This window comes from Streptomyces ipomoeae 91-03 (genome assembly GCF_000317595.1).
In the GTDB taxonomy this organism is placed as follows: Bacteria; Actinomycetota; Actinomycetes; order Streptomycetales; family Streptomycetaceae; genus Streptomyces; species Streptomyces ipomoeae.
In genome coordinates this window covers 1-24,261 of record NZ_AEJC01000541.1, presented here as the reverse complement: position 1 = coordinate 24,261, position 24,261 = coordinate 1, and the positions used below count along the sequence as shown (strand labels likewise).

The following is a 24,261-nucleotide window of genomic DNA, read 5'->3' as shown; positions in this document are numbered from 1 at the left end:
CCCGCAGCGCACGATACGGATGGTGCCGGACGGTGACCCCCTCGGGCAGCGCCGCCACCGCCCGCGCGTACACCCACCTCAGATACGCGCCCTGTATCCGCCGGTCCGGAAAGCCCTGACGGCAGATTCTGACGGGGGTTGCTCAGGCTAGCCCGAGAGTCCGGACCGAATGCGGCAGAGACCGCGGCCCGGAACCGTCGATGACCGCTCGATCACAGGAGGTCGAGGTGCCAGCGCTGGTTCTCCGACCCGTCACACGTGAACTGGGCGGCCTGTGCGCCGTTCGCGGTGCTGGCGCCGTCAATGCCCAGGCACTTGCCGCTCTTGCGGTTCTGCAGGACGGCATCGTCCGTCGCCCCACCCGAAACCGGAATTACTATCCAGTCCTGGTTGGCGTCGCCGGACGGGTTCGCAATGATGGCCGAGGCGCCGTTCGCGGTGCTGGCGCCGTCAATGCCCAGGTTTCTGCTCGCGCGGCCGTTGTCGAAGCTGAAGTAGTTGCCGTCCTGGATCATGTCCCAGTACTGCGAGGAGTTTTGGTCGTTCCCCGGCTGCTGGACGACTCTCGTGCCGTTGGCGGTGCCGTTGCCCGTCGGCTGCAGGAACTTCCCGGACTTCGCGTTCCTGAGCCCAACAATCGGGGCAGCTGCTGCCTCTTCCTTAAGGGTTGACAGCGGCAGAGGGTTCGGGGCCCAGGAGCCGCTCGGCGCCGGGTCGGAAGCGATCGCCGGACTGGCGACGGCCATCAGTGCTCCGGTCAGAATGACCGCGAAGGCATTCCTGATGCGTGAGGTACCCATGAGACTTCTCCCTACTCTTGGTGCCGTTGGTGTCACCGAGAGTACCCAATCAGGCAGGTCTGATGATTCGCTAGATCGTTCGAAAACTTTGACTGAAAGCGCTTTCTTGACGCTGTGGGCGCGACATGCTGTGGAACTGTGGTACGAGCCGGTCGGGGCGAGTACCAACGATGCACTCGGCTCCGCCAGGTGAGCGTTACCGGCGCTACGGTGGAGCAACGACTTGACCACGGGCCTGGCCGGACTGAGCGCCGTCGCGATCACGACGGCAACGGTGGGCGCCGCCGCACGGGCCCTGAGCTCCCGGTTTCCCTGGCATCGCCCAGAACAGTGACGTCACCGCGGGGCATCTGGACTTCATCCCCGCGGGCGTCGCCTTCACTGCCGTGGTTTGGTGTTGTCGTGCACGGCGGTGCTCCATCAACGAGGTTGCGTGACCTCCTGGCAGGATCCGCTCCTCGGTTTTTCTGGGGTGCCGATTTCGGCCGCCGCCTTACATCCGGCAGCGATCTTCCCCGAGAGGGAATACCGTTGGCGGGGCATGATGTCGCCGTCCCGGCCGCGCACGGAGTGGCGCGGTACGCCGAACACATGTCCAGAACGCGCGCCTTCGTAGCCCGTGCCCGTTCACAGCCTCGGCGATCCGCAGCGCGACGCCTCCGGTGACGCATCAATCATCTCGGTTGCCAGCACCGCGAACGGCGCAGTTGCCGCCCAGTTCCCCTGCGACGGATCCGGCCGTGGGAGTCGACCACCAGTTCCTCGATCTTCGGCCCGGTCAGCCTCGCCGACCGGCGTCGGTTCTACTGGGAGTATCTACTGGCCGCCGCCACGCTCCGATCACGTCCCGCCCCTGGTGGCACGGACTCTCGTCACGGCCGCTGAACGCGCCGCGCCACCTTTCTGCCCAACGCCTGCCCCGGCGCTTCGATGCAACTGTCAGTACGCATAGGGGCGGACAGCAGGGGCGTCGGCCCGCCCATAGCGCGGCTGCCCAGCTACGCGACATGGGCGGGCGGTCTGTCGAGTGGCGCGCTGGTGGGCCACTGGGTGATGGGGCGAGGCGGTGCGGGCGCGGGCGTCCGGGGGCGCGGGCGGCGGACGGCTCGCTCACTCATCGTGTAGTGGAGCTGTTCGAGCCTGAACACGCACCACTGGCAGGATTGGAGGGCGAAGGTCTCGCCTGCCACGGTGATATCGCCGATCTCCGTCACGGGAAGTCCGGTCCGCTCGCACCTGAAGCAGTTCCCGCCTTGCCAGTCGAACCGGCTCCACAGCTCGGCGGGCTTCAGTCCCATTCCGGCCCCTCGTCCGCGAGGTACGGCAGGGGGGTTCCGCCGACCACGGGCACGAAGCGCACCGGACGGGCATGCCAGACGAACTTGTACGGGTCGGCCGAGAGGGGGAGTGTGAACTCCTCGCCGTTCTTCAGGGCTTCGGCGGGCTCGCGCCATCCGTCGGACAGCCAGTCCCAGACGTAGCCGACCACCGACGCGTCGATGGCCGAGGCGATGACGCGCATCTGAATGCGAGCCCAGCGGATCGCGCGGTCCGGCGTGGGCATGGCCGCGAGGGCGAGCTGCTTGCCGTCTTCCTGGCGCCACTCGCACCAGAACCCCGACTTGGGCACCACCGGTTCCGGTACGGCGATGGTGCACCACGTGAGTGTGCCGTCCTCGCTGGTCCCCCAGTCCTCGGCGAGGGCTTCGACGATCAGCATGCCGCGACCGCTCTCCTCGTCGGCGGCCGGTCTCTTCACCTGCGGTCGGCTCGGAGTTCCGTCAGCCACCTCGATGCGGACCTCGCCCCGCCAGTACGAGACGGAGAAGCTGATGTCCTCCGTCTCGCCGTACCGGATGGCGTTGGTGACCAACTCGCTGATGAGCAGGTTGGCTGTGTCGATGCAGGAGCCAATCCCCCACAGCCGGAGGTGAGCGGCACTGATCCGGCGCAGTTGCCCTACTCGCTGCGGTGCGCGGGTGCAGGAGACGACGAAGCGAACTGGCTGGTCCATGTCTCTCCCCGGACCGTGTACCTGCGGAACCCTTCCCTGCGACGGACCAGCACTGGCTATGCCGCCGGAAGCGCTCAGTAATCTCCCGCGCGTCGCCTCGGGAGCGGTTGCACTCTGCAAGGCAAGAGCCATCGCTGTCCTCCGCACGTCACGGGCAGGAAGGTTGCTCTCGGCGCCGCACCACAGGCGCGTCCGCCGGCTTCCCTTGGTTGCTCAGGTTTGGAGACGACCGTAGGACGGCTGTCTCTCAACCCCCAAGAAGATTGCGCGAGTTTGCAGCAAGTCGATTGACGGCGTAGAGCACCTCGCTGACCATCGTCGTGTCGCGCAAACCAGCGCAAGGCAGCGGACGGGAGAGCAGCCGTGAAGCTACGGTTCCTTGGTAAGAACTCCACCCCCGGAGACAGCCCCACCCTGTACGCCAGTGACCAGGACAGCTACGTCATTCAAGGCTGGAAGGTGTTCGCGAACGACTTGCTCATTCGGCTCGACGTGCCGAAGGGCCAGACGGTGATCGAGGTGCCGACTGAGGGGCCTCGCGTTTTCCGGACAGGCTTCTGACCGTTTATTTCACGCGGCGATTCGCAACTTCTCATACTCGGCGTGGACTTCGCGCGGAGGGCGGTAACCCACCGCCGAGTGGAGGCGTTTGCGATTGTACCAGAATTCGATGTAGCGAGTGATGTCCTGCCGGGCGGCCTCGCGGGTCAGGTAAGTCACCCTTGATACGCGCTCGTTCTTCAGGGCACCGAAGAATGATTCGGCCATGGCGTTGTCGAAACAGATCCCGGTGCGGCCGGCAGATCTGCGGAGCCCGAACCGGTCCAGCGTCCTCCCGAACTCGGCTGACATGTAGTTACTTCCGCGATCCGAGTGAAATATCGCGTCGGCCGAGAGGTTCCTGTTCCGTGCCGCGTTACGGATCGCCCTGGATATCAGTGAGGTTTGGTAGTGGTCGTCCATGGCGTAACCGATGACTTCCTTCGTGCAGCAGTCGATGACCGTTGCGAGGTACAGCCAGCCTTCCCCGGTCGCGATATAGGTAATGTCACCGACGAGCTTCTCGCCGGGCGCATCCGCGGTGAAGTCGCGGCCGACGAGGTCCAGCACCTGGCCGGCCGCAGCCTGAGTGAGGTTGAACCTCTTCGGTCGTGGCAGGCAGGGCATCAGGCCCAGTTCGCGCATGAGGCGGCGGACCAGCTCCACGCCCGCGGCGACGTCCCAGCGGTGCAGCTGGGCCTGGATGCGCCTGTGCCCGTAGGTGCTGTCGGACATGTCGAAGGCTTTCTCGATGAGCAATTTCAGTTCTTCGCGCCGCTGGGCGGTCGCGGATTTTGGGCGGGATCGCCAGTCGTAGTAGCCGGATCTGGAGACGCCGAGTCGGCCGCACATGAACTCGACGCTGTATGCGTACTTCTCGGTGTCGAGCCGCATCTCGTCGATGAACTCGTACTTGCTTGCTACCGGGGATCCTTCGCGAAGTACGCTGCGGCTTTTTTCAGGAAGGTAACTTCCATCTCCAGCTCGCGGTTGCGTCGTTCGAGTTCCTTCAGGCGCGCTCGCTCGTTCACCGTCAGTTCCGCCTCGGGGGCCGGTTCCTGCTGCTTCTGGTACTTCTTCACCCAGCCGCGTAGCGTCTCCGAGTTCAGCTCAAGCTCCCGGGCGACTTCGGAGATCGTCTTGCTTGACCTCAACGCGATCTGGACGGCTTCCTCGCGGAACTCCGGCGAGTACTTACTGGGTGGCGCCACTTCTTCCTCGCTTCCTTGTTCAGGACAACCCTATTGGGTGCCTGTCCGGAAACTTCGTGGCCCCTCAGACCGAGCTGTTCGAGCACCTCACGAAGGATGGGCACGCAACCGGCGAGATCAAGAGCTTCACCGCCCCGATCATGATCGTCACAGAACAGGGCACATGCATCCTGCAGGGGCCGGAAATGCACGATCCCGAGGCTCTGAGCCAGATGCGGATGCCCGACTATGAGACCTGCATCGAGGTCCCCAAGTCCTCGATCACGGCCCTACTGGAGGAGAACAGTGGACCTGATCACCTCGGCCCAGCGTGACGAGCTGTTCAACAGCTTCGAACGCGATGCCTTCCACCTGGAGCTGAGGGACGACTACGGGTCTCCCATCGAGGACACGCCCTACGCGCGCTGGCAGCGGGGCGAGCCCGACGACTACGCGTGGCTCGACCCCTGGATGACGCTCATGAAGCGCGTCACGGGCGAAGGGAAGACCGTCCGGCGCGTCCGGGTCATCACCGAGCCGCACTCCCAGTACGTCGGCTGGGAGCACTCGTTGACCCACCTCAACCAGGAGGCCGGCGAGGACATCCGATGGCTCCCGCGGCACCGTCTGCCGGAAGGCATCGACTTCCCCGTCGGCGGCAACGACTGGTGGCTGTACGACGACCGTCTCCTCGCCGTCGGCCACTTCGACCCCGAGGGCCGAGTGCTGGGATCGGAAATCGTCGAGGACCCGGACACCGTGGCCGAGTGCGTCCGCGTGCGTGGCCTGCTCTGGACCGCCGCCATCCCACACGCCGAGTACAAGCCCTGACCCATCAGTGAATAACCAAGCTCAAGAAGCACGAGAGGCACTGGGTGCCCGGCTGCGCGGATTCCGGAAGGACGCCGGATTCGCGAGCGGCCGGGCATTCGCCGTGGCCACGGGTTGGGCCGAGTCCAAGGTCTCCCGGCTGGAGAACGGCAAGCAGAACCCCAGCGAAGACGACATCCGTGTCTGGTGCATCAAGACCAACAGGCAAGAGCACCTTGATGACTTGATAGCCACAGTGCGTCACATCGACGAGCTGTGGCTTGAGTGGCGCCGGCAGCTGCAGACCGGGGCGGAACACCGGCAGCGCAAGGCCCTGCCGGTCTACGCCAAGACCAAGGTCTTCCGCATCTGGCACCCGACGCTGGTGTGGGGAACGATCCAGACGGCGGACTACGCGGCCGAGACGTTCAGACAGGTCGTCGACTACTACGAGATCCCCGACGACGCGGAAGCCGCCACCGCCAAGCGGCTCGAACGGCAGCAGTACCTGTACCGGGGCAACCGGATCTTCAACGTGGTCCTCGGCGAACAGGCCCTCTACACCAACTTCGGCGGCCCCGAGGTGATGAAGGGACAGCTCGACCGCCTGCTTGCGGTGATGCGGCTCCCCCGGCTGAGCCTGGGCATCATCCCCAGATCCGCACCCATCGGCATCTGGCCCGGCAACTCTTTCTCGATGTTCGACGACAAGCTCGTCCTCGTCGAGACCTACTCGGCGGAGTTCTCCGTCACCCAGCCCCGCGAAATCGAGCTGTACACCAAGGCGTTCGCCCTCTTGCAGCAGTCAGCGGTCTACGGAAGCGCCGTCCGAGACCTCATCCTCACAGCGATCCACCACTTCGATCAGATGCCGAGCTACTAGGGTGCGTTTCATATGTGGATCTTGATGTGTCAAGATCCCACTTCGTGGGGCGGCATGATCTGACGAATACACAGTGGGCGAAGCTGGAGCCCCTGCTCCCGGTCGGCAAGAAGCCTGGACGGCCACCGGTGCACACCAAGCGGCAACTGATAGACGGCATACGGTGGCGCACCCGCGCCGGTGCTCCCTGGCGGGACGTGCCCGAGCGCTATGGCCCGTGGGAGACGGTCTACGGCCTGTTCCGCCGCTGGCAGCGGGACGGCACCTGGCACCGCATCTTCGAACAGCTGCAGGCCCAGGCCGACGCCGAGGGACTGATCACCTGGGACGTCTCGGTGGACTCGACCATCGCCCGCGCCCACCAGCATGCGGCCGGCGCCCGCAAAAAGGGGATCTGCAGATCGAGCCGCCAGGCGGTGTGTTCATCGAGCCCGACGACCACGGGCTCGGACGCTCCCGGGGCGGGCTGACAACCAAGCTCCACCTGGCGGTCGAGCAGGCCCAGAAACCGATGTCGCTGGTCATCACGGCAGGACAGCGCGGTGATTCCCCGCAGTTCCAGGTGGTCTTGGGCCGCATCCGGGTGCCCCGGCTCGGGTCGGGCCGCCCGCGCACCCGGCCGGACAAGGTGCGTGCCGACAAGGCGTACGGCTCCCGCGCGAACCGTGCCTACCTGCGCAAGCGCGGTATCCGCTGCACGATCCCGGAGAAGCGCGACCAGATCGCCAACCGCAAGAACCGCGGCTCCCACGGCGGCCGGCCACCTAAGTTCGACAAGGCCGACTACAAGGAGCGCCACGCGGTCGAGTGCGGAATCAATCGCCTCAAGCGGCACCGCGCTGTCGCCACGAGATACGACAAGTTGGCAGTTCGCTACGAGGCGACCGTGCTGGTCGCAGCCATCAACGAGTGGCTGTGACCAGCACTTTCAAAACGCACCCTAGTCGTTCAGCCCTTCTTGGTCGATGAAGGCAGGATGTTTTTCGTCGGCGCTCTTGGCAAGGTGGAGCGGAGCGGGGAGGTTGGTGCGCCCGTCCCACATGGCGGCCTGCTCCGAGATCCGGGCGGCAAGACCGGCAAGCTGTTCTTCGCGCCAACTGCCAGGATGGGCGACGACGTATTCGCTACGGGTCATGCCGTGGAACGGTGCGCTCATCTGGGCGAGTTGCCCGCTGGGGAGGGTCCGGCGGGTGTGTTGGGTTCCGGTGCGCTGACCGCCTGCGTGTTGACGGGACTGCCCTGCGAACAGCCAGGAGTTGGCGCCGCCGTGACTGGAGAGGTAGAGAATCTTTTCGGGCATGACGGGCTGCTCGGGGTTCTTCGGGAGTTTCCCCCCTCCACCGGTGCGCCGTGATGGCTGGGGGGTTCCCTGTCCGTTGCCGACACGGACAACAGAGATGTCCCACCCCTGCGCGATGAGCCGCTGTCCCGGGATACGCGGGTCACCCAGTCTCTCGTTGGACAGGCCGGGCCAGATGCCCTTGCGTTGCTCGGTGAAGACGATGATGGGGTAGCTCTGGGTAAGGGCGGCCAGGGCACGGTCTACGTAGTCGCAGACGTTTGCTGGGCCTTGTTGTTCCTTGCGTAGGTGGTGGCCCTTCTTGCCGATGGGGCCGGCGTGGTGGAGCGCGCGTGCCCTGGCGAGGCGGAGCCATCCTTGGTCGCTGTACATGAGGGTGGGCCAGTACTTGTCCTCGCCGTTCTTGTCCTCACCGAGCGTGATGCGCATAGCGACGAGGGTGACGGCCAGGACAGCGGCGCGTTTGGGGCGGCCGTTGACTTGCTCGAAGCGGTGGAGGCGGGTCCACAGCCCGACGGCGACAGCTTCACGGTCGAGGGCTGTGTCCTTGGCGTTGCGGTGGAACGCGGCAGCGGCGAGGCGGTTGTCGATGATGCCGGAATCCGACTGAAGGCTGCCGAGGGCGATTTGGACGGCGTTGTCGTCCTTGTAGTCGACTGCTGGTTCGGGGAGTCCGGCTTTTCGGGCTTTGGACCTTTCGACGCGGTCTCGCATGTTCAGCCGGTAAGGGTCTCCGGGATCGGAGTCCATGGTGATGAACTGGGAGGGAATGCCGCGTTCGGCGAACAGGATCTTGAGGGCGTGTTTGGCATCTGTGACCTTGTTTTCCTTCTCCTGGTCAGTGAGGTAGCGGGTTTCACACAGAGCCGTGACCAAGTCACGTTCTGTGGAGCGTTTGAACCAGGGCAAGCTGTTGAGGATCAGGCCCCGGTCCTGGTCGCCGTGGCAGATGAGTTCGGGCAGATGCATCGCGACCAGCTCGAACCCTGGTGCAACCTGAAGCGGAACTTCGTCGTCCAGTTCGGCCAAGGCCGGGAGGGCGTAGTCGCGGGCGAGCTGCCTGAGTACTCGCTTCTTCCATTCGGGCGATTCATACAGGACGACAGTGCGCAGTGCTCTGATGTCGGCGTTTTTCAGGGCAGGAGCGATTTTGTCGGCCGGGACGTAGGGCAGGAAGTCGGTGGTGGGCTTACTGATTCTGATACTGGTGGCGTCGTACGTGACGGGGGGCTGTTCGAATAGCCGGGTGGCGTGATCCTCTAGCTTGGCCAGGAACATGGCGCCGACGCCTTTGTCGATCGGGTGTCTGCCCGTGCGGTGCACGCCTCGCACGTCGCTCAGCACATCGAGGTCGGTGGGCGGCTCTGGCAGGCGGCCGACACCGCATGCCTCGACAATCTGGGCCGTAGCCCCGACGTACTCGACCGCCTTCGCCTGCATGAAGCCGTCCGGTCCCTTTTCCCATCGGGTCCTGATCGGCGCTTTGAGGACCACACCCGGGTTGACGGAATGCCGTACGAGGACGTTACGGATGCCCTTCCAGTGGTTGGCGACGCGCGAGATGCGCGCCGACAGGTGAGCGACGAGGACGCGCCCGCCTGGTGCCGGTTCCACTTCGATATGGATGCGCTCCATCGCGTAACCGACGATCCGCTTCCGTTTGCCGCTCTCCTCGTCCACCCATGTCTTCTCGTGCGTCAGCGGCGACTCCCAGGCAAGGAGGTCGCCTTCGCTGTCGAGGAGGAAGGGCAGCGGTCCGGGCAGTTGGTCATCGATGTGCATGGGCTGGGCGGCGAGCAGGTTCGCGAGTTTCCAGCCCGCTACTCGGAATGCCCAGTAAGGGCCGATGATGCGTCCCTGGTCGCGTTGCAGAACTTCACTCAGCGCATACGGGCCACCGTCTTGCGGCTCCAGCATCGGGGCGAGTGTGTCTCGCCGTTCGTGCCCGGGGATACGGGCCTCCCACTCGCGCACCAGGTTGCCGAGCACAATGGGGTCAAGCGGGCCGGGGGTGATGAGGAGGGTGCGCCTGGCCCAGGGGCCGGTGAACGACGGGCGGTTGGGGTCGGTGAAGACCAGGCGTTCCCCGGTGACTGCACGGGCGGCTGTCTGTAGGGAGGCGATCGGCTGCATGGCGTCTTTGCCCTGAGGCTTGGGCAGTCGATTCCAGGCAGATGGAAACTGCTCGGGTAGTGGATAGACGTGCACCTCGCCCAGCAGGCGCTCGTCCATGGGGAAGGACAGGGTGAAGAGGCTCTGGCCGCTGTCGACGTTCACCACTCAGGGAACTCCTGTTCTTCCGTCTGCGTGGACGCGTGGTCTGCCAGGCCGAGGAGGGCACCGGCCATGGTCGTGCGGTAAATCTCATCGATCAGGGGCATCTCACCTCGCTCGTGCCACTCGGTGCGTAGCTGGCCGAGGAGGGCGGGGAGGGTGGAGTGGGAGGCGGTGTCGGTGAATGCTGCGTCCAGCAGACGCAGCAGACCGGGGTCCCCACCGCGGCGCGTACGGCCGCCGAGCTGGATGAGGCGTGTCAGGATCTCTGCGACGATGGCGAGCTTGACGTCCGTCCCGAGGGTCTTGAAGTACCCCTGGCCGCTTCGGATGTCATCGAAGGTCTGACCTGCCTGGATGCGTAGGCGCTCCAGTTCGGCGGCCGGTGTGGCCCCCGGCTGGTGCTGGCGGTAGGCGATGGAGTTCACGAGGGAGAGCAGCACCGGCGGGTCTTCCATCACCGGGACTGGCCGGTTGACCAGGCCTGCGACATGGAGCAGTGACCGGCCGGCCTTGTCTACGATGTTCAGGCCTCGCTCCACTCGGGCCATGGGGGCGATGAGGTAGCGGCACTGGCCGTGCCCCACCGCGTGAGGGAACTGCTCGAGACGGTCGCTGGGGATGGGTACCCAGCCGGGTGGGTTCCGCTCGTAGTACGCCATGTCCTGGGACCGGACAGCCACGCAGATCTCGGACGGCTTGACGCCTGCCGCAATCATCCCTCGGGCGATGGCCGGCCCGGCGCCGTACGCCGTGGGAGCGAGGAGGGCATAGGCGCGGTGAGCGGTGGTCGGATCGGCAGCGACCGCAGCAAGCTGCGGCGGCAGATCCCGCCCGATGCTGCGCCCCATGGCTTCGTACGAGCGTTCTCGGTTCTCTCCGTCGGTTCCCGAGACAACGACGTTGACCCCGTTGTCCTGACCTGGTTGCAGCTCGACGGTGAGGCTTCCGTTGACGTCGTCCGGCACGTACCAGGTCGGCCTTTGCAGGATGTGGTGCCGTGGGGCGTAGGGCATGAAGGCTGTGGCCGACATACCGATCACAGCTCGGCGGGTGCCGGCGTGAGCAAGCGCGGTCACGTCTCCCAGATAAGCAATGTGGGAGTGGGGATCGCCGACATAGGACTTTAGATGGAGGGCGGTCTGGCGTCGGTCGGAGGGGTCGAAAGACTCGGAGAAGGCGAACAGCGGACGGCCGAGCGGGCCATAGGGCGCGGCGCGCCAGGGGACGTGTGAGGCGAGGGCATCGGCAAGGTCGTTCGTGGCGGAGATGCCGGCGCCTTGGAGCGGAGCAGCGACGCTGACGATGCGGTGGAGGATGCTGCGCATTTCCTCCAGGTAGGCACGTCGGGCGGAGAACAGGGCCAGGGGATGAAGCCGCTTCTCGTCTGTCTCGCCGGTGATGCGGGAGAACGCGTCCTCGATGAGCTTCAGCGTGGCGTGGTTCAGTTTGTCGAGTCCGCCCGACAGGTCGGTGATGGACGAGAGCAGGGTGCGCAGCTCGGCCAGGCCCTCCACCGTGTCCGCGAACTCCAGAGGGCCTTCTCGCTTGTAGAGCTGGTTGACGGCCTGCATTTGCTCTGGGCTGGGGCGCTCACCGGTGGGGAGACCGAAAATCCGGGCGGCGATCATGCCGTCCCACCGTCGGGGCACGACCATGCTGCGCCGTTCGCGGTCGGGGTGAATGACTCCTCCCACGAGGTGGGACACGTACGACTCGGCCAGCCACATCAGGTGCGTGATGAGGGGACGCAGGTACTGCTCGACGCTCATGTCGAGGCGGTGGCAGTGCTGTCTGAACTGCGCGTCGAGATCGCGTACGGGCGTTTGAGAAGAACCGTCCCGGGCGAGGAGTACCTGTCTGGCCGCGCGATCGAAGGCCAGGGCCTGCAGCGCATCGACTTCGTCGATGATCACCAGATGGCTGCGGTGCAGCAAGAGCTGTTCGGTGGTCATGTTGCGCCCCGGTGCCGGGCGGCCCTGGAGGGGCACGTGGATGTGCCCCGTAAGGAAGTTCGCGTGGTTGGTCACCAGAATGTTCGCCGAGGCGGCGGCACGGTGGTGCCGGAACTTCCCGCAGCTTCCGCGCCACGGGCAGGAGTACACCTTGCGCCCGGCCGAGCCGTTCGGCTTGAGCTGGTCACACGGCTCCTGGCCTGGAGACCACGAGTCCACCGCAGCCGACGACACGGTGGCGTGGCCGGTCAGCGGGCAGCTGTACGACATCTCCCGGTACACCCAGGAACGAAAGGCGGGCTCGTCCTGCGGGTTGCTGGCCGCTTGTTCGGCCAATTCCTGCATGGATGCCGGGGAGATGATCGGTGTGACCTGCGCCTGGACTCCCAGGTCGTCCAGGTCCTGCCGCAGACGGTGAACAGCGGCCAGTACCTGCGCGTTCTGCGGTACGACCAGAGACATCACCAGGCCGGCCTGCGCGCACCAAAGAGCAACCAGCTCGCTGAGCACGTTCTTCCCCATGCCGGTAGGAGCATGAAAGACGCGCAGAGGGCCGGATACGACATCCAGTACCTCTCCCAAGCTCGCTCCGTCCCGGCCTCGGGCATGCTCCCTGATGTCTGCGACCGCCTTGCACCGGTAGGTCTGACCGCGCAGCGTGTCGAGCCGATTCGCGATGCGTTCCAGCTCGGCGAAGGGGATGGTCACCTCATCCATCACCGGTGCAGCGGCGAGAGTCTGCACCCTGCTCGCAGCTGCAGGCCCCTGGTAGTCAAGGTTGTAGAACACGTCCACGACACGGCCAGAAGGGCTCAGGGGGTCGCGGATGCGGAGGTCGGAGATGTACGAGCCAGGCCGCGCCGGCTCAGGGAACGAGATCCCCTTCGCGGCGTTGCTCTCCAGCTCATCGAGCAGGGCGTCGATCCGTGCTTCCAGAGCCGTGCTGGAAAGTACCAGCACGTGATGCTCCCCGTCCGCCTGGGCAAACTCCGTTGCCCCACCACTCTTGAGGAGCGCTGCAGCTTCGTCGAGGAACACCGTGCGGGAGGAGAGAAACGCAGGGCGTTGCCGCAGCATGCGAGTGATCCGCACCCGGTCTTCGTCCGCTAGATCCGGCCACGCGTCCCACAGATGCAGCTGCCCTGTGGCGAGGTAATGGGCATCGTTGAGGTCAACCACACGCCTCCAGGCTGCCTGGTCCTCCCGAGCACGGTTGGGGAAGACCCGCGCGGCGAGCAGTACCGCTGCCCGGACTGTGAGCGGAACGCTGACCGAGTGCTTGCCGCTGTTCACGGGCGCCATGCGGGCTCCCCCTTGAGACGCTTGGTGACAGCAGCTTTGAAGCGGCTGACGGTGAACACCGTGTACCGGTGGCCATCAGGCGTACGGAGCGGATCGAGGCCGGCTTGGAGCGCGTTGACTTGGCTGCTGCGGTAGTTGGGGACAACGACGATCTCACCGCTCGGCGGCCGGTCGATGATCGTCTGCGGGTCCTTGTGGTCCTTGATGTCCACCCGGCAGCTCCAGCCGTTCTCCAGGTACACGCCGATATCCCACTCGTCCATGTTCTCCCAGCGCTCCACCCGCACCCCGGACTGTTTCTCCAGCCACAGCATCAGCGCCACTTCGGCCAGGCCCGGACACGTGATGTAGCGCCAGACCGCCCAGTTCACGCACAGGACACCCTCCGCGCGTTCGGCGGCCGTCTTCAACCGGGCGCTTGTGCCGGTGATGCGCGGAGGCTTGCCGCCACGGCTGCTGTCCGGAAGAAGCCCGAATCGGCCCTGGTGCGGCGGGTACTCACATCGCAGCTGCCCGCCACGCAGCACCATGGGATAGGCGCACTGCGGACACGGCCACCACCAAGAGGCGTCACGGCCTTGGAAGATGCGGTCCTGGGGAATGACCTCGTAGACGTCCATGCGCGCGGCGCGCCGGCGGGAGTACTCCTCGATCAGGGCCTGCTCCGTACCGCACGGCACCTCAGTGAGCATCGTCCGCGCAGCTTCGTAGTCCGCTTGACTACCGGAGCGAATTTGGCGGAAGGTGGACCGTTCCGTCTGCTCCGCGGTTTGCCGAACCCATGCCGGCAGCCACGTTCCGCCGTGGTCGAAGCGCCCATCGTCCCGGTAGAGAGCTTCCAGATAGCTCATCCCGGCTTCGAACGCCTGCTCAGTCAGCTCGCTGTCATCCTCGAGGACGATGAGGTCCCCCATGTCTTCGGGCAGTTGATCCCAGTCCAGTGGTACCCAATCCCGCAGAGGGTACGGAAGACGGTCGATCATGTCGGACGGCGTCGCAGGACCCGTCCCGATCGGCAGGTTCGCCAGGATGGCGCCGTGCATGCGGGACATCTCCCGCCAAGCGCGTTCTTCTTCGTTTCTGTGGATCCACGCCGCCCCGGCCCGCAGTGCGGCCGTGATGACTCTTCGCGCTGTTGCGTGTTCGCCAGAAGGCATGACTCGTTACCCCCTCCATGCCCCACCAGTGGTATTCGGGGCTACTCCAGACGGGTTAGCGCTCTGCACCATACACAGGGGGACTGACAAGCGATGCCGAGTTCGGTCAACTCGCATGCTCCGACGCCTAGCGTCGATGCCCAGCAATGGAGCAACGGGACTTCACCGGCGGGCCGGGCGCTCAGCCGTGAGTGGGCTCCTCCGTCGGTCTGGGCCCCCGGCTCAGGCTCCACCAGTTCGCCCACAGCAGACGCGAACCACGCGCAACCCGCTTGAGACCACGGCGTGGCCCAAGGGAACGTACGACGGCTCGGAAAGCCCCAGGTCAACGAAGGGATTCACGCGTGCTCCACACACCGACTATGCCCGCGCCCACCAGCCTCGACCACGCTGAATGGCCGCTGTACCGCGTCGCCCCGCGCTACCTCGCCGGCCCCGGCGAAGACGGCGCGGGCACCGTCATCCAGACCCTGATCGACTCCGGTTGGACCGACACAACGTGGATGGACAACACGCGCGTGTTCGATCCCAGCCAGCGCCTGGCCTTGGAATTTCTCCCCGAGGCTGAGCCCGTACCCCGCCTCGAAGGCCAGCGCGTGCTGTGGCGGCTGTGGGCCCGCCACGACGCCCTCAACCCTCTGGCCTGGACCACCCTGTTCACCGACCAAACGCCCGAGGAGGTCCTCCTGCCCGTGATCGACGCGCTGGCTGCCGCCCCGGACAGGGGCCTGGAGCGGTCGCTGCGGTACCTCGCTCGGAGCGAGGCCGATGACTCGGCGGTCACGGCCCCTCTCGCCGCTGCGGGATGGTCTCCTGATCCGACCGAGCAGCCCCGCACGTATCACGCGCCGCGCCTTCAGGCCCGCTTCACCCACCAAGTACCTGGCAGCCACGGTCACTCGGACCACGCGCCCGCCCGCTGGCTGGCCACCGCCCGTCTCGACTACGACGCCCCGGCGCAGTGGGCGGCCTCCTTCGACGACACCACCCCAACCAGCATCCTCGCTGCCTTCACCACCGCACTCGCCGACCCGAACCCGGTCGAACGCTACGAACTGCCCCGAGGCGCCGAGGCGTACCTCACCCTCACCCCCGCCTGATCCACACCACTCAATCCGGTCGGCCCGGACGTCTCCGGGCCGACCGCTCCTTCCCCTTGCCCCTGCACAAGGAGGAGCTGTCTTGGCCCACCACCGCGCTCCCCTGATAGCCCATCACAAGGACGGGTCGGAGTGCCCGCCGTCCCACAAGCACACAACGTCCGGCAAGCCCCTCCACGCCGATTGCCCCGGCCGCCACCACTTCGAGTCGGTCTGCACGTGCGGTACCTGGAAGCTCTCCGGGGGCGTCAAGACCTACGTCAACGAAGAGCGCAAGCGACACCTCGCCACCCACCGCGCCGCCGAGCCCGTCGAGGGCCCGGCCGTGCTGCGCGGGCTCCTGCGCCTCGACGCCAGTTGAGCCTCACGCCGTTCTCTCCCGGCCCCGCCCGTTTCCTGTAGGAGGTCTTCCATGTCCCGACTGCCGACCGTCGGCCAGCTCATACACCAGCTCCAGACTCTCGACCCCGACCGCCCGGCACTCCTCGCGATCAACCCCGACTGGCCATTCGCCCACGTCATCGGCCGAATCGTCGAAGGTGAGGGCGACAGTGGCCCTGCCGCATACATCGCCGAGGACGGGCAGCACGGGTACCTCCCGCGCTCCGTCGCCGACGCCTTGGGATGGCACGAGGAGAACTGGGACCCCGGCCTCCATCCCGTCGCCCCTGGTGGTGAAGACCAGGAGCCGTGGTACCTCGATGGGCAGGACGCCGCGTACGTCGTGACCGAGTTCTTCCGCCACCGGCCGGGCTGGACCGCGTACGACACCGATGTGGAGGGTGTGTACACCGCCCCCGGTAACCATCTGACGGTCCGCTGCGCCGACAGCGGCTGGTCCTTCGAAGCCCGCCGCACCCCCGGCGGCGAGGAGGTCTGGCACGCCGACTTCGACGCCGCCGTCCCGCCCACCGCCATCAAGGCGTTCGCCACGGCGCTCCTGGGCCCGGAGCCGACCTTCTGATCTCACCCGCCGTGGTGCTGCCCCGTGCGGACTCCTCCGTCCGCACGGGGCAGCGGCCCACCCGTGATTGTCCGCTGATGGAGGAACCATTCCCCCGTACACCCCTGCCTGCCCGTCCCTCGTCGCCCTCCAGACCCTGACCGCCGACCCGATGCCCGACGGCGTACGCGGAGCCCTCGTCCGCCACGTATCCGCCACCCCCGCCGGCGCTTTCCAGATCAGCTGGTTGGCAGCCGATCTCTCCGGTTCCGTACCACCCGGCCGGATCCTGCTGAGCTGGAGCCCCGCCACCGAGGGCACTGTGGACGTCACAGCCCACCTCGGCCTGCATGGCGCCGAAGTTCTACTGGCCACCTGGCCCGGCTTGACCGGCGACTGGAGCCACACCATCCGCCCCACCGTCGTCGAGGTCATGGGCTTGCACTCCGCCCTCACGCTGGCCACCGTCGTCCTGGAACTGCTCTCCGGCTGAAATCAGGTGCCGGTCTCTTTCAACCTGCATGGCATACCAGCGGGCATGAGTCGACCGACGCCGCCGCACTCGGCTCGGCGGCTCATGCACCGCATCGGCCTATACGCAGACTTCAGCAATGTCCGGCACGGCTCCAGGGAGTGCACGAAGCACGGTGTTGACGTGATCCCTCTGAGGAGGCTGGCACACACGCGTTGATCGCGATGTGAGCACTCGGCTGCACAGACAAGGTCCCGCAGGCATAGCGGCACGTTATCGTCTGGCGAGTTGACTGCATGGCACAGCGAGGAGCGAAGCGTGCGCGGTGAAGGGCGGCTGCCGTTGCCGATGGCGGCGGACAGCGGGCGCTGGGTGAGCGTGACAGCGGAGCGGACCGTTCTTGGTGTGGTCCACAACATCACCTCCGCGACCCGGCTGCTTGACCTGCTCACCGTGTTCGAGGGCGACCGGCGCATCCAGACCGTTTTCACCTGCACGGAGTCGTCGGCACTAGACGAGGGAACCCTTGAATTCTTCACTTCCCGGGGAATGTTGCACATACCCTGGAGAGAAGCGACAGCGCACAAATTCGATTTGGCGATTGCCACAAGCCGTGGCGGCAACCTTCAAAATCTACGGACACCGCTGATCGGCGCACCGCACGGCGCCGGGTATAATAAACAATTGAAGCCGGAAGCCGGAAGCCGGAAGCCGGAAGCCGGAAGCCGGAAGCCGGAAGCCGGAAGCCGGAAGCCGGAAGCCGGAAGCCGGAAGCCGGAAGCCTTTGGCCTGTCGCCTGAATGGTTGATGCATGAAGGGCGAGTTATTCCATCGGCGATCGTTCTTTCTCACGAGGAGCAGCGAGAGCGGCTGGCTATCAGTTGCCCTGAAGCTGTCCCCGTGAGCGTGGTGGCGGGGGATCCTTGCTTCGATCAACTGCAGGCGAGTGCTCCGTTCCGCGAGGACTACCGGCGTGCTCTCGGAATTCGCCCAGGCCAGAAACTCATTGTGGTCTCGTCCACGTGGGGGCGCGGGTCGATACTGGCGTCAGACGAACGTGATATGGATATCCTCCGTCGCGCCCTGGCGGAATTGCCACTCGATGAAACCCGTGTTCTGGCAGCAGTCCATCCGAATGCCTGGTACGGCCATGGCGCTTGGCAATTGCAAAACTGGCTGGCGCCGCTTACCGAGCATGGGCTGCTGCTTCCCGTGCCGGACACGGAAACCTGGAAATCAGCGCTTCTGGCAGCAGATGGGATTCTTGGCGATCACGGCTCTTTGACGATGTACGGAGTCGCTTTGGGAATTCCCACAGTCCTGGGGTCCTTCGCGGAATCGAAGGTCGCCCCTCAGTCCCCCATGGCTCGTCTCGGTGCGGTGCTTCCTCGGCTGTCTGCTCACCGGCCTTTCCTACCGCAGTTCGAGGAAGCAGCCGCAGCCCAGCAGGGCAGTGCCGAACTTCGCCACTTGCGCACGGCCGTAACGTCACGGCCAGGGGAATCGGCCGCTTTGCTGCGGCGCCTGTTCTATCAGTGGCTCGAACTTCCCGAGCCCGTGACTCCCGCCCGGCCACGGTTGGTGCCGGTTCCTTCCACCGTGCCGGTCGGATGCACTTCCCCCGTGCAGCGGCCGGTGTACGTGTCGGCCGCCCCGGACGAGCGTCGGGCCACGGTGCGCCGCTATCCGGCGCCTGTGCAGCGGCGCACCGTGGAAGGGCATCTGGCCGGCACCCATCTGGTGGCGGATATTGACGATCCGGACGCCAGCTGGCCCCGCTCGGCGGACGTACTGCTTCTGCCGCTCGGCCGACCGCGCCGCTTGGACGGAAAGGCGCGCTGGGAGGATATCGCCGCCCGGTACCCCGGGTGTGCCCTGCTCGCCATCGAGGAACCCGAGGACGGCTGCCTGGCGCTGCTGCCGGGCGGCATGCGCCTGCGCGCCCGCTGGCAGGGCAGGCGCCCCTGGTGGACATCGGCCGCCATCGCGGCCTCTGTGGTCCTCGACCACACGATGTCCAGGGCCGATAGCCCCGGCCCGATGCGCCTTCAGGTAGCGATCGGGCCGGACGCCGAGACCGGCCTACTCGACATCGTCGCCCTGTGACTCGTCCTCATCGTCGGCCTCCGAGGTGTCCGTGAGGCGCTGGTCCGCCTCCTGCGCCCGGAGGCTGTTCGCCTCAAGGAACAGGTCGCGGGCTGCGGTCCAGTCCTGCCTTGCCGCACGGCGGTCGCCCTGCTCGTCCCGCAGATCGCCCCGGAGCAGATGGATGCCGGCGCGCTGGTACGGCGGACCGTTCACCGTCATGATCTCGATCGCGTCGTCCAGCGCCTGCACTGCCTCGCCCGGCCTTTCTGCTGCCCGGCGGTCCTCGGCGTACCGGGTCAGGGCACGGGCCTCGTTGTAGGGGTCGGGCACCGGCAGGCGCGCGAACTGGCGGCGTGCGGACCGAAGTTCACGTGCCGCCTCGTCATGACGTCGCAGATCCGTGTAGGCCACGCCCCGGTGGAGGGCGAACAGAGCATGGCCACGCCGATGCTCGATGCCCTCCAAGGCATCCACTCCCAAGGCGTAGTACGCCAGGGCTTGGGCCGGGTTCCCCAGCTTGCGTTCCGCCAGGCCGAGGCCCTCCAGCACGCTGGACTCCGTACGCCGCTGTTCTTCGGTGGCGTTGCCGTCTTCTGGCCGTACGAGTTCCAGTGCGCGCTCGAAGTACCGGCGGGCGGCCTCCGGGTCGCCCTGGAGGGTGCTCCACCGGTCGAGATGAGCGAAGCCGAGCTCGAAGTACATCCGCGCGAGCGCCAGCGTGTCCCCGCATTCCTGGGCCGACTTGACGGCAAGTTCATGCGTCGTGATCCAGGGGCTGTGCAGGCCACACTTGAGGTAGAACGTATGCAACCCCTGGGTCAGCCGCCAGGTCTGCTGGTGCCGGCCCTTCTCGTGGGCCAGGCGCACTACGTTTTCCAGGCTCTCCCGGCGCCGCTCCAGACTCGCGATCAGCGCCGGTGCGTCAACGGTGCCGGTCGGTGCGTAGGCCGCGTATGTTCCCGCGGGATCATGCCGGTAGCGGGGGGACAGGGCTGCCTCCATGCGTTCGGCGAACTCCAGGCGATACCCGATGATCCGATCCAGGATCGCCTCACGAACCGCGACCGGTTCGTCGGCGAGAGCGCACGCGTGGGCGTGATCGTGGATCAGCCGGTGGCGCACCCGGTATCCGCCGTCTCCGGTCGGTTCGATCAGATTCGCGAAGGTGAGCTGCTGGAGAGCCCTGTTCCGGGCAGCGGCGTCCATGTCCGGGAGCATGGCCCGTACGAGATCCACCTCGAACTCTTCAGCCGGGTGAAGGCCGATGCACCGATAGACGGCCGCGGCGTCGGGGGCGAGAGCGCGGTAACCAGGATCCAGAGCCGAGGACAGTTCTTCTTCCATGTTGAGCGCTCCCAGCCTGGTCCTGCGGTCGGACAGTTCCGCCGCCAGCTCCTGCACCCTGCCGGGGTGGCCGACTGCCAGCTGGGCCCCGGCGATACACAGTGCGAGGGGCAGTCCCCTGCACTCGTCCGCGATCAGGTCCAGTTCCTTCTCGTATCCAGCCTCATTGCTGCCGATCCTGCCGACGCTGACCAGCAGCCTGCGGCTGTGCTGCGAGCTCAGGGGGCCCACCTCGAAAGGTTCGGCATTCAGGGTGCGAACCAGCTTGGGCAGGCGGGAGCTGCTGGTGATGAGGACCACACTGTCCGCGGTGTTCGGCAGCAGCGGTTCGACCTGGGAGGCGAGGACAACGTCCTCGAGCAGCACGACGATTGGGCCGCGGGCGGCGAGCAGGCGGAAGTACGCCGACCGGGCCCCGGGGTCAGCGGGAATGTCCTCCACCGGGACTCCCAGCTCGCTGAACCAGCGTTCCAGAACTGCCGCGGGTTCCGGCAGGTTCCCCCAGGCATCCCTGCCGAGCGAAGCATGCAGTTGAGGGCAGCCGGCCAGCTCTTCCTGGTGTCTGTGCAGCCACTCGCGCACGGTGGCGGACGTCCCTATTCCGGGCACCCCATGCAGGTACATCGTGGTGGGAGCCTTGGCAGCCCGGCAGTTCTCCCAGACTGCGTCCATCCGCAACAACAGCTCGACGTTGTTCTGGTAGTGGCGTGTCGGCCCCAGGGTGATGCGCGGCAACGGCGCAGCGGCCGGCAGCAGGGACGGCTGCGGGATCGCCGGTTCCCCACCGTGGTAATGGTTGTAGACGTTCGACACATACACCTGACTGCCCACCGCCATGGTGCCGTTGGTGACGGCATTTCCGGTCTCGGTGAGCAAATCCCGCAGTTCACCTGCCAGGGACGGCTGTTCCGTGAGCAGCCGACGCAATCTGCTACGCACCAGCATCTCGACGTCAGCCTCAATGTCTGCCGCACCTGCCTCGTCGCCTCTGGCACGGGCCAGGCTCAGATCGCTGCGCAGTTCATCGAGTTCACGAAGAACGGGTTCCTCGCGTCCCTCCCCGCCACCCCGCCTCAGCAGCGCACCCACCCGGTCCTTGACCGCGGTGTAGGCGTCGGTCGCCATCGCCCCCACTACGGTCGTGCCGATGGACGCGATCAGCCGCATCAACTCCGCTTCCACTCAACCCCCTTGAACTGCCCTGAGTCCGGCTCGCCCCACCGTATCGGCTTCCGGCCGACATACAGCAGATCATGTGCCGGCCCATCCGCACATGGCCAACGACCGGCGGACCACGGGGAGAAGGAGCGGATACTCGCAGCACCACGGCACGACGCGTTCGTGGCGCAGCTCAGGTCCAGTAGGTGCCGCTCAGCTCCCCGCCATACCCCGAAGCCTGGATGGTGGCCTGCAAGGAGTCGTACTCCTCGCCGCCGGAGTCGGCCATCGCCTCGAAGTCGGCGCGGCCCAGCTCGCGCTCGACCCACTGGTGAGCGCAGCGGCAGCGGATGCTGACCTGGTTGCGGTCGCAGATGATCAGCCAATCGCGGCGGGCTCCGCAGGCCGGACACATCTGGATGATGCCGGTGATCACCAACTCGCCGGGGTGAGTGGTGCACTCGATCCGGTACGCGCCGTCGTGCGGTTGCATCTCCTGCTGGAGACGTAGGAGCGGGTCGTCCGCAGCCTCCGGCTTCGGCATGTCGGTTCTCGTACGTACGGCGTCGTCGTGCAGCACCAGCGTCAGCTCCCTCGTCATCTTTTCCAGCCATAACAGGGCCGCTGGCCCAAGTCCAGTGCGTTGAACTGCGGCTCAGCGCCTCGGCCCGCGCGCGCGGGGGTCCGCGGAGGCAACGGGGGCAGGGCTCGTGTCGGTCTGCGCAGAGGTTGTACGTGGTCCGGTGCGGCTGGCCGTGCTGGTCTTGTTGTCCTTGGCGGTGGTCGTGCTGCGTCGACGCGGAGCGTTGGCTGTGGCGGGGAGTTTGCCCAGGCGTCGTATGCGCCAGATGAGTACGTCGGTGACGCTGTCGGCGGTGTCGAGCTCTCGCCACTCGACGGCCTTCTTCAACAGCGCGGCCGGATCGTGTCCGGCGCGTTCGGCCTCGTCGAGGGTGGCGGTCAGGGCGTCCCAACCGGGCTCACCGTCGAGTTGGTGGTTGGGCAGGGCGGCGTTGATGGTGTCGGCGTGGCGCTGGCGGATCGGCTGCGGGAGGTGGCGGCCCTGCTCGCGCATTGCGCGCATCGGGGTGCGGGCGGCGGCTCGGTAGGCATCGCGCAGGTGGTGGGCGGCCTGGGCGGAGGCGGCTGCCTGTTGGGCGTGGCCTCGGGCGGAGTGCCAGCGGGCGGCGGCGATGGCGAGCAGGACGAGGGTGGACAAGACCATGGCGGTGGCACCGCCGTCTTCGCCTCGGCCGAGGGCATCTCCGGCGCGGACGATTCCTCGGGCGGCGGCGCGTACGGCGCGATTGTCGGCGCGTTCGGCGCGGAGGTGGGAGCGGGTGGCGCGTTCGAAGGCACGGGCTGCCTCGCGGAGTTCATCGCGGGTAGCAGCGGGTGAAGTCTGGGCGAGGGCGTCGAGAAGTTCGCCGGCGCCGACGAGCTGGGCGGCGGCGTCTTCGTCTTCGTCCTGGCCAAGGGCCATGGTGACGCGTTCGGCTGCACGTGCCGCTTGGCGACGGGCCTGCGCGGGCTGCGATCGGCTGGGGGAAGGTGTGCCCGGGGGCGTGTAGCGCGGTTCGTCGTCGCGCTCATGGTCTTGATCTGCGGGTCCGGCGGCGAGACGTTTGCGGATCTTCGGAAGGGAGAGGTCGGGGGCCAGCTTGGAGCCGGGGAACCAGATGGGCTGTCCCTCACGGTTGCGGTCGCCGGGCAGGGCGACGGAGTATCCGAGGGTGTCGCCGGACGGGGCCAGGCGCTTGTTGACGCGCAGTCCAGCTTCGGTCAGGCGGGTGAAGAACTCGGCCTGGTCGGCGGCTCCAGCGACCGCCTGGCGGACGGCTTCGCGCAGGATCTCGCGCGGGGTGCGGTCGTGGCCGGTGCGCTCGGCCTTGAAACGCTCGGCGCTGGTCGGGTTCTGGGCTGCGGTGCCGTCTCCGGCGTTGAGCTCACGCAGCCCGAATTCCTTCTCGATGCGGCGGCATTCGGCCTGGGAGCGCTTTTGGTCGAAGGAGTTGCGGGGCTGGCGCAGGTCGCCGCGCACGATGGTGGCGAGGATATGGATGTGGTCGTCGGCGTGGCGTACGGCCACCCACCGGCATCCGTCCGGATCTCCCTTTTCCGCGATGCCGGTGGCGTGGACGACCCGGCGGGCGACCTCGCCCCACTCGGTGTCGGACAGGTACCGGTCGCCGGGAGCGGTTCGTACCGAGCAGTGCCACACGTGGTTCTTGGGGGCGCGGTCGCCGAGTTGATTGACGCGCAGATCCAGGACGTGGGTCAGATCGGTGAGGGTGGCGTCGGGGTCGCGGCCGGGGTCGGGGGCGAAGCCGTCGAAGGAGGCGACCTGGTGCGGGTCGATGTGTTCGTCGCGTTTGCCGGGCCCGTAGAGGTAGGCCAACAGCCCGTACGTGCGTGAGCCTCGGCTGATGTCGGGGACCATCTACGTGCGCTTTCGTACGAGGGCGTGGGCGACAGCGTCGACTTGGGCGAGGGTGTGGAGAAGGGTCTTGAGGGCATGGTCGAGGTGGCCGGGGCGGGGCTGGCCGCCGGCGTTGTAGATGTAGGCGATCTGGTTGATGTTGTTGCCGACGCGGGATATCTGGGCGCGCAGGGCGGCCAGTTCGTCGATGGCGGCGTCGAGCTGATCGTTGGAGTCGAGCGGGGTGGTGGAACCGCGGGCGGCCGAGAGTCCGGCGGCGGCGAGGTAGCCGGAAGGGTAGACGCGGTTGCGGGCGGCGGCGGCGATGATCTCGGCTTTCTCATCAGCGGTGAAGCGGACGGCGATCACGTCTTCGCGATGCGTGGGCTGGTAGGCGCGGCGGCGAGGGCGGCGTTCGGGAAGCGCAGCATCGCTCGTACTCGGGACGGCTTGGGCAGCGGAGTCTTCGGCTTCCCCGTCTTCCTGTGGCGCCCTCTGGTGCCGCAGGTCCG

The 24,261-nt window shown here is 66.7% G+C and carries 21 protein-coding genes and 1 pseudogene; 10 read left to right on the top strand and 12 right to left on the bottom strand.

The window, feature by feature from the left end; all coding sequences use genetic code 11:
* The 4 genes and pseudogenes from STRIP9103_RS47555 to STRIP9103_RS35640 all read right to left on the bottom strand — a co-directional run.
* Positions 1-112 (bottom strand): annotated as a pseudogene (locus tag STRIP9103_RS47555) (FAD/NAD(P)-binding protein); the annotation flags it as partial.
* 100 nt (positions 113-212) lie between these two features.
* Entirely contained in the window at positions 213-800 is a 588-nt protein-coding gene (locus STRIP9103_RS35650) for an RICIN domain-containing protein (RefSeq protein WP_009330236.1), read from the bottom strand.
* A gap of 998 nt (positions 801-1,798) precedes the next feature.
* A complete protein-coding gene (locus tag STRIP9103_RS35645) occupies positions 1,799-2,098 on the bottom strand; it encodes a hypothetical protein (RefSeq protein ID WP_009330213.1) in 300 nt (99 codons plus the stop codon).
* Positions 2,089-2,814, bottom strand: a complete 726-nt coding sequence (locus tag STRIP9103_RS35640) for an ATP-binding protein (protein WP_009330229.1) — start codon at positions 2,812-2,814, stop codon at positions 2,089-2,091. The genes STRIP9103_RS35645 and STRIP9103_RS35640 overlap by 10 nt, the downstream gene beginning before the upstream one ends.
* Before the next feature lie 363 nt (positions 2,815-3,177).
* On the opposite strand from STRIP9103_RS35640, the gene STRIP9103_RS35635 reads away from it, so the two are divergent.
* Positions 3,178-3,375 (top strand): hypothetical protein, encoded by a 198-nt coding sequence (locus STRIP9103_RS35635; RefSeq protein WP_009330227.1) that lies wholly within the window; start codon positions 3,178-3,180, stop codon positions 3,373-3,375.
* A 9-nt stretch (positions 3,376-3,384) separates the two neighbouring features.
* Here STRIP9103_RS35635 and STRIP9103_RS35630 read toward each other — a convergent pair.
* A protein-coding gene (locus STRIP9103_RS35630) for an IS3 family transposase (protein ID WP_086019210.1) occupies positions 3,385-4,565 on the bottom strand; the annotation gives its coding sequence in 2 pieces (ribosomal slippage) (positions 3,385-4,301 and positions 4,301-4,565; 1,182 coding nt in all).
* A 56-nt stretch (positions 4,566-4,621) separates the two neighbouring features.
* Here STRIP9103_RS35630 and STRIP9103_RS35620 point away from each other — a divergent pair.
* The 4 genes from STRIP9103_RS35620 to STRIP9103_RS47550 all read left to right on the top strand — a co-directional run bounded on the left by STRIP9103_RS35620 (position 4,622) and on the right by STRIP9103_RS47550 (position 7,156).
* Positions 4,622-4,879: a hypothetical protein gene (locus STRIP9103_RS35620; RefSeq protein WP_234022386.1), complete on the top strand. Its 258-nt coding sequence runs from the start codon at positions 4,622-4,624 to the stop codon at positions 4,877-4,879.
* On the top strand, positions 4,851-5,375 hold the full coding sequence (locus tag STRIP9103_RS35615; RefSeq protein WP_009330208.1) for a DUF6879 family protein: 525 nt from the start codon (positions 4,851-4,853) through the stop codon (positions 5,373-5,375). Before STRIP9103_RS35620 ends, STRIP9103_RS35615 begins: the two co-directional genes overlap by 29 nt.
* Before the next feature lie 7 nt (positions 5,376-5,382).
* Positions 5,383-6,237 (top strand): helix-turn-helix domain-containing protein, encoded by an 855-nt coding sequence (locus STRIP9103_RS35610; RefSeq protein WP_009330222.1) that lies wholly within the window; start codon positions 5,383-5,385, stop codon positions 6,235-6,237.
* A gap of 44 nt (positions 6,238-6,281) precedes the next feature.
* Positions 6,282-7,156 (top strand): IS5 family transposase gene (locus tag STRIP9103_RS47550; protein ID WP_374005668.1). Its coding sequence is split into 2 segments (ribosomal slippage): positions 6,282-6,671 and positions 6,674-7,156, totalling 873 coding nucleotides; the frame shifts between segments, so codons are not numbered across the junction.
* A 21-nt stretch (positions 7,157-7,177) separates the two neighbouring features.
* Here the strand turns inward: STRIP9103_RS47550 and STRIP9103_RS35595 are convergent.
* From STRIP9103_RS35595 to STRIP9103_RS35585, 3 genes are read right to left on the bottom strand one after another with little or no spacing between them, the layout of a single operon-like run.
* Positions 7,178-9,817, bottom strand: coding sequence for an RNaseH domain-containing protein (locus STRIP9103_RS35595; protein WP_009330232.1), 2,640 nt, complete (start codon positions 9,815-9,817; stop codon positions 7,178-7,180).
* Positions 9,811-13,068 (bottom strand): hypothetical protein, encoded by a 3,258-nt coding sequence (locus tag STRIP9103_RS35590; RefSeq protein ID WP_009330234.1) that lies wholly within the window; start codon positions 13,066-13,068, stop codon positions 9,811-9,813. The genes STRIP9103_RS35595 and STRIP9103_RS35590 overlap by 7 nt, the downstream gene beginning before the upstream one ends.
* Positions 13,056-14,225, bottom strand: a complete 1,170-nt coding sequence (locus STRIP9103_RS35585) for a pPIWI_RE_Y domain-containing protein (protein WP_009330223.1) — start codon at positions 14,223-14,225, stop codon at positions 13,056-13,058. The genes STRIP9103_RS35590 and STRIP9103_RS35585 overlap by 13 nt, the downstream gene beginning before the upstream one ends.
* 362 nt (positions 14,226-14,587) lie before the next feature.
* On the opposite strand from STRIP9103_RS35585, the gene STRIP9103_RS35580 reads away from it, so the two are divergent.
* From STRIP9103_RS35580 to STRIP9103_RS50290, 5 genes are all read left to right on the top strand, one after another.
* Complete coding sequence (locus STRIP9103_RS35580; RefSeq protein ID WP_048821573.1) at positions 14,588-15,325, top strand: SPDY domain-containing protein; 738 nt, start codon at positions 14,588-14,590, stop codon at positions 15,323-15,325.
* Positions 15,326-15,407: 82 nt separating this feature from the next.
* Positions 15,408-15,686 (top strand): hypothetical protein, encoded by a 279-nt coding sequence (locus STRIP9103_RS35575; protein WP_009330217.1) that lies wholly within the window; start codon positions 15,408-15,410, stop codon positions 15,684-15,686.
* A gap of 51 nt (positions 15,687-15,737) precedes the next feature.
* Positions 15,738-16,289, top strand: coding sequence for a DUF317 domain-containing protein (locus STRIP9103_RS53225; RefSeq protein WP_009330212.1), 552 nt, complete (start codon positions 15,738-15,740; stop codon positions 16,287-16,289).
* Between the two features lie 67 nt (positions 16,290-16,356).
* Positions 16,357-16,761 (top strand): hypothetical protein, encoded by a 405-nt coding sequence (locus tag STRIP9103_RS35565; RefSeq protein ID WP_009330221.1) that lies wholly within the window; start codon positions 16,357-16,359, stop codon positions 16,759-16,761.
* Positions 16,762-17,058: 297 nt separating this feature from the next.
* Positions 17,059-18,846, top strand: a complete 1,788-nt coding sequence (locus STRIP9103_RS50290; RefSeq protein ID WP_009330225.1) for a hypothetical protein — start codon at positions 17,059-17,061, stop codon at positions 18,844-18,846.
* On the opposite strand, the gene STRIP9103_RS35555 is transcribed toward STRIP9103_RS50290, so the two are convergent.
* The 4 genes from STRIP9103_RS35555 to STRIP9103_RS35540 all read right to left on the bottom strand — a co-directional run bounded on the left by STRIP9103_RS35555 (position 18,823) and on the right by STRIP9103_RS35540 (position 24,118).
* On the bottom strand, positions 18,823-21,354 hold the full coding sequence (locus tag STRIP9103_RS35555) for a tetratricopeptide repeat protein (protein ID WP_009330215.1): 2,532 nt from the start codon (positions 21,352-21,354) through the stop codon (positions 18,823-18,825). The genes STRIP9103_RS50290 and STRIP9103_RS35555 overlap by 24 nt on opposite strands.
* A 169-nt stretch (positions 21,355-21,523) precedes the next feature.
* Positions 21,524-21,931, bottom strand: a complete 408-nt coding sequence (locus STRIP9103_RS35550) for a hypothetical protein (RefSeq protein ID WP_009330219.1) — start codon at positions 21,929-21,931, stop codon at positions 21,524-21,526.
* 54 nt (positions 21,932-21,985) lie between these two features.
* The gene (locus STRIP9103_RS35545) at positions 21,986-23,770 is read right to left on the bottom strand and encodes a relaxase/mobilization nuclease domain-containing protein (protein ID WP_009330238.1); all 1,785 of its coding nucleotides are present in this window, start codon (positions 23,768-23,770) and stop codon (positions 21,986-21,988) included.
* A complete protein-coding gene (locus STRIP9103_RS35540) occupies positions 23,771-24,118 on the bottom strand; it encodes a plasmid mobilization protein (RefSeq protein WP_234022385.1) in 348 nt (115 codons plus the stop codon). It abuts the gene before it with no gap.
* Between the last annotated feature and the right edge of the window lie 143 nt (positions 24,119-24,261).

Bases quoted from the DNA above. Each gene is read 5' to 3' on its own strand.
- STRIP9103_RS35580 (WP_048821573.1), top strand. From the start codon at position 14,588: ATGCCCGCGCCCACCAGCCTCGACCACGCTGAATGGCCGCTGTACCGC.
- STRIP9103_RS35550 (WP_009330219.1), bottom strand. From the start codon at position 21,931: ATGACGAGGGAGCTGACGCTGGTGCTGCACGACGACGCCGTACGTACG.
- STRIP9103_RS35645 (WP_009330213.1), bottom strand. From the start codon at position 2,098: ATGGGACTGAAGCCCGCCGAGCTGTGGAGCCGGTTCGACTGGCAAGGC.
- STRIP9103_RS35590 (WP_009330234.1), bottom strand. From the start codon at position 13,068: ATGGCGCCCGTGAACAGCGGCAAGCACTCGGTCAGCGTTCCGCTCACA.
- STRIP9103_RS53225 (WP_009330212.1), top strand. From the start codon at position 15,738: ATGTCCCGACTGCCGACCGTCGGCCAGCTCATACACCAGCTCCAGACT.
- STRIP9103_RS35585 (WP_009330223.1), bottom strand. From the start codon at position 14,225: ATGCCTTCTGGCGAACACGCAACAGCGCGAAGAGTCATCACGGCCGCA.
- STRIP9103_RS35650 (WP_009330236.1), bottom strand. From the start codon at position 800: ATGGGTACCTCACGCATCAGGAATGCCTTCGCGGTCATTCTGACCGGA.
- STRIP9103_RS35545 (WP_009330238.1), bottom strand. From the start codon at position 23,770: ATGGTCCCCGACATCAGCCGAGGCTCACGCACGTACGGGCTGTTGGCC.
- STRIP9103_RS35640 (WP_009330229.1), bottom strand. From the start codon at position 2,814: ATGGACCAGCCAGTTCGCTTCGTCGTCTCCTGCACCCGCGCACCGCAG.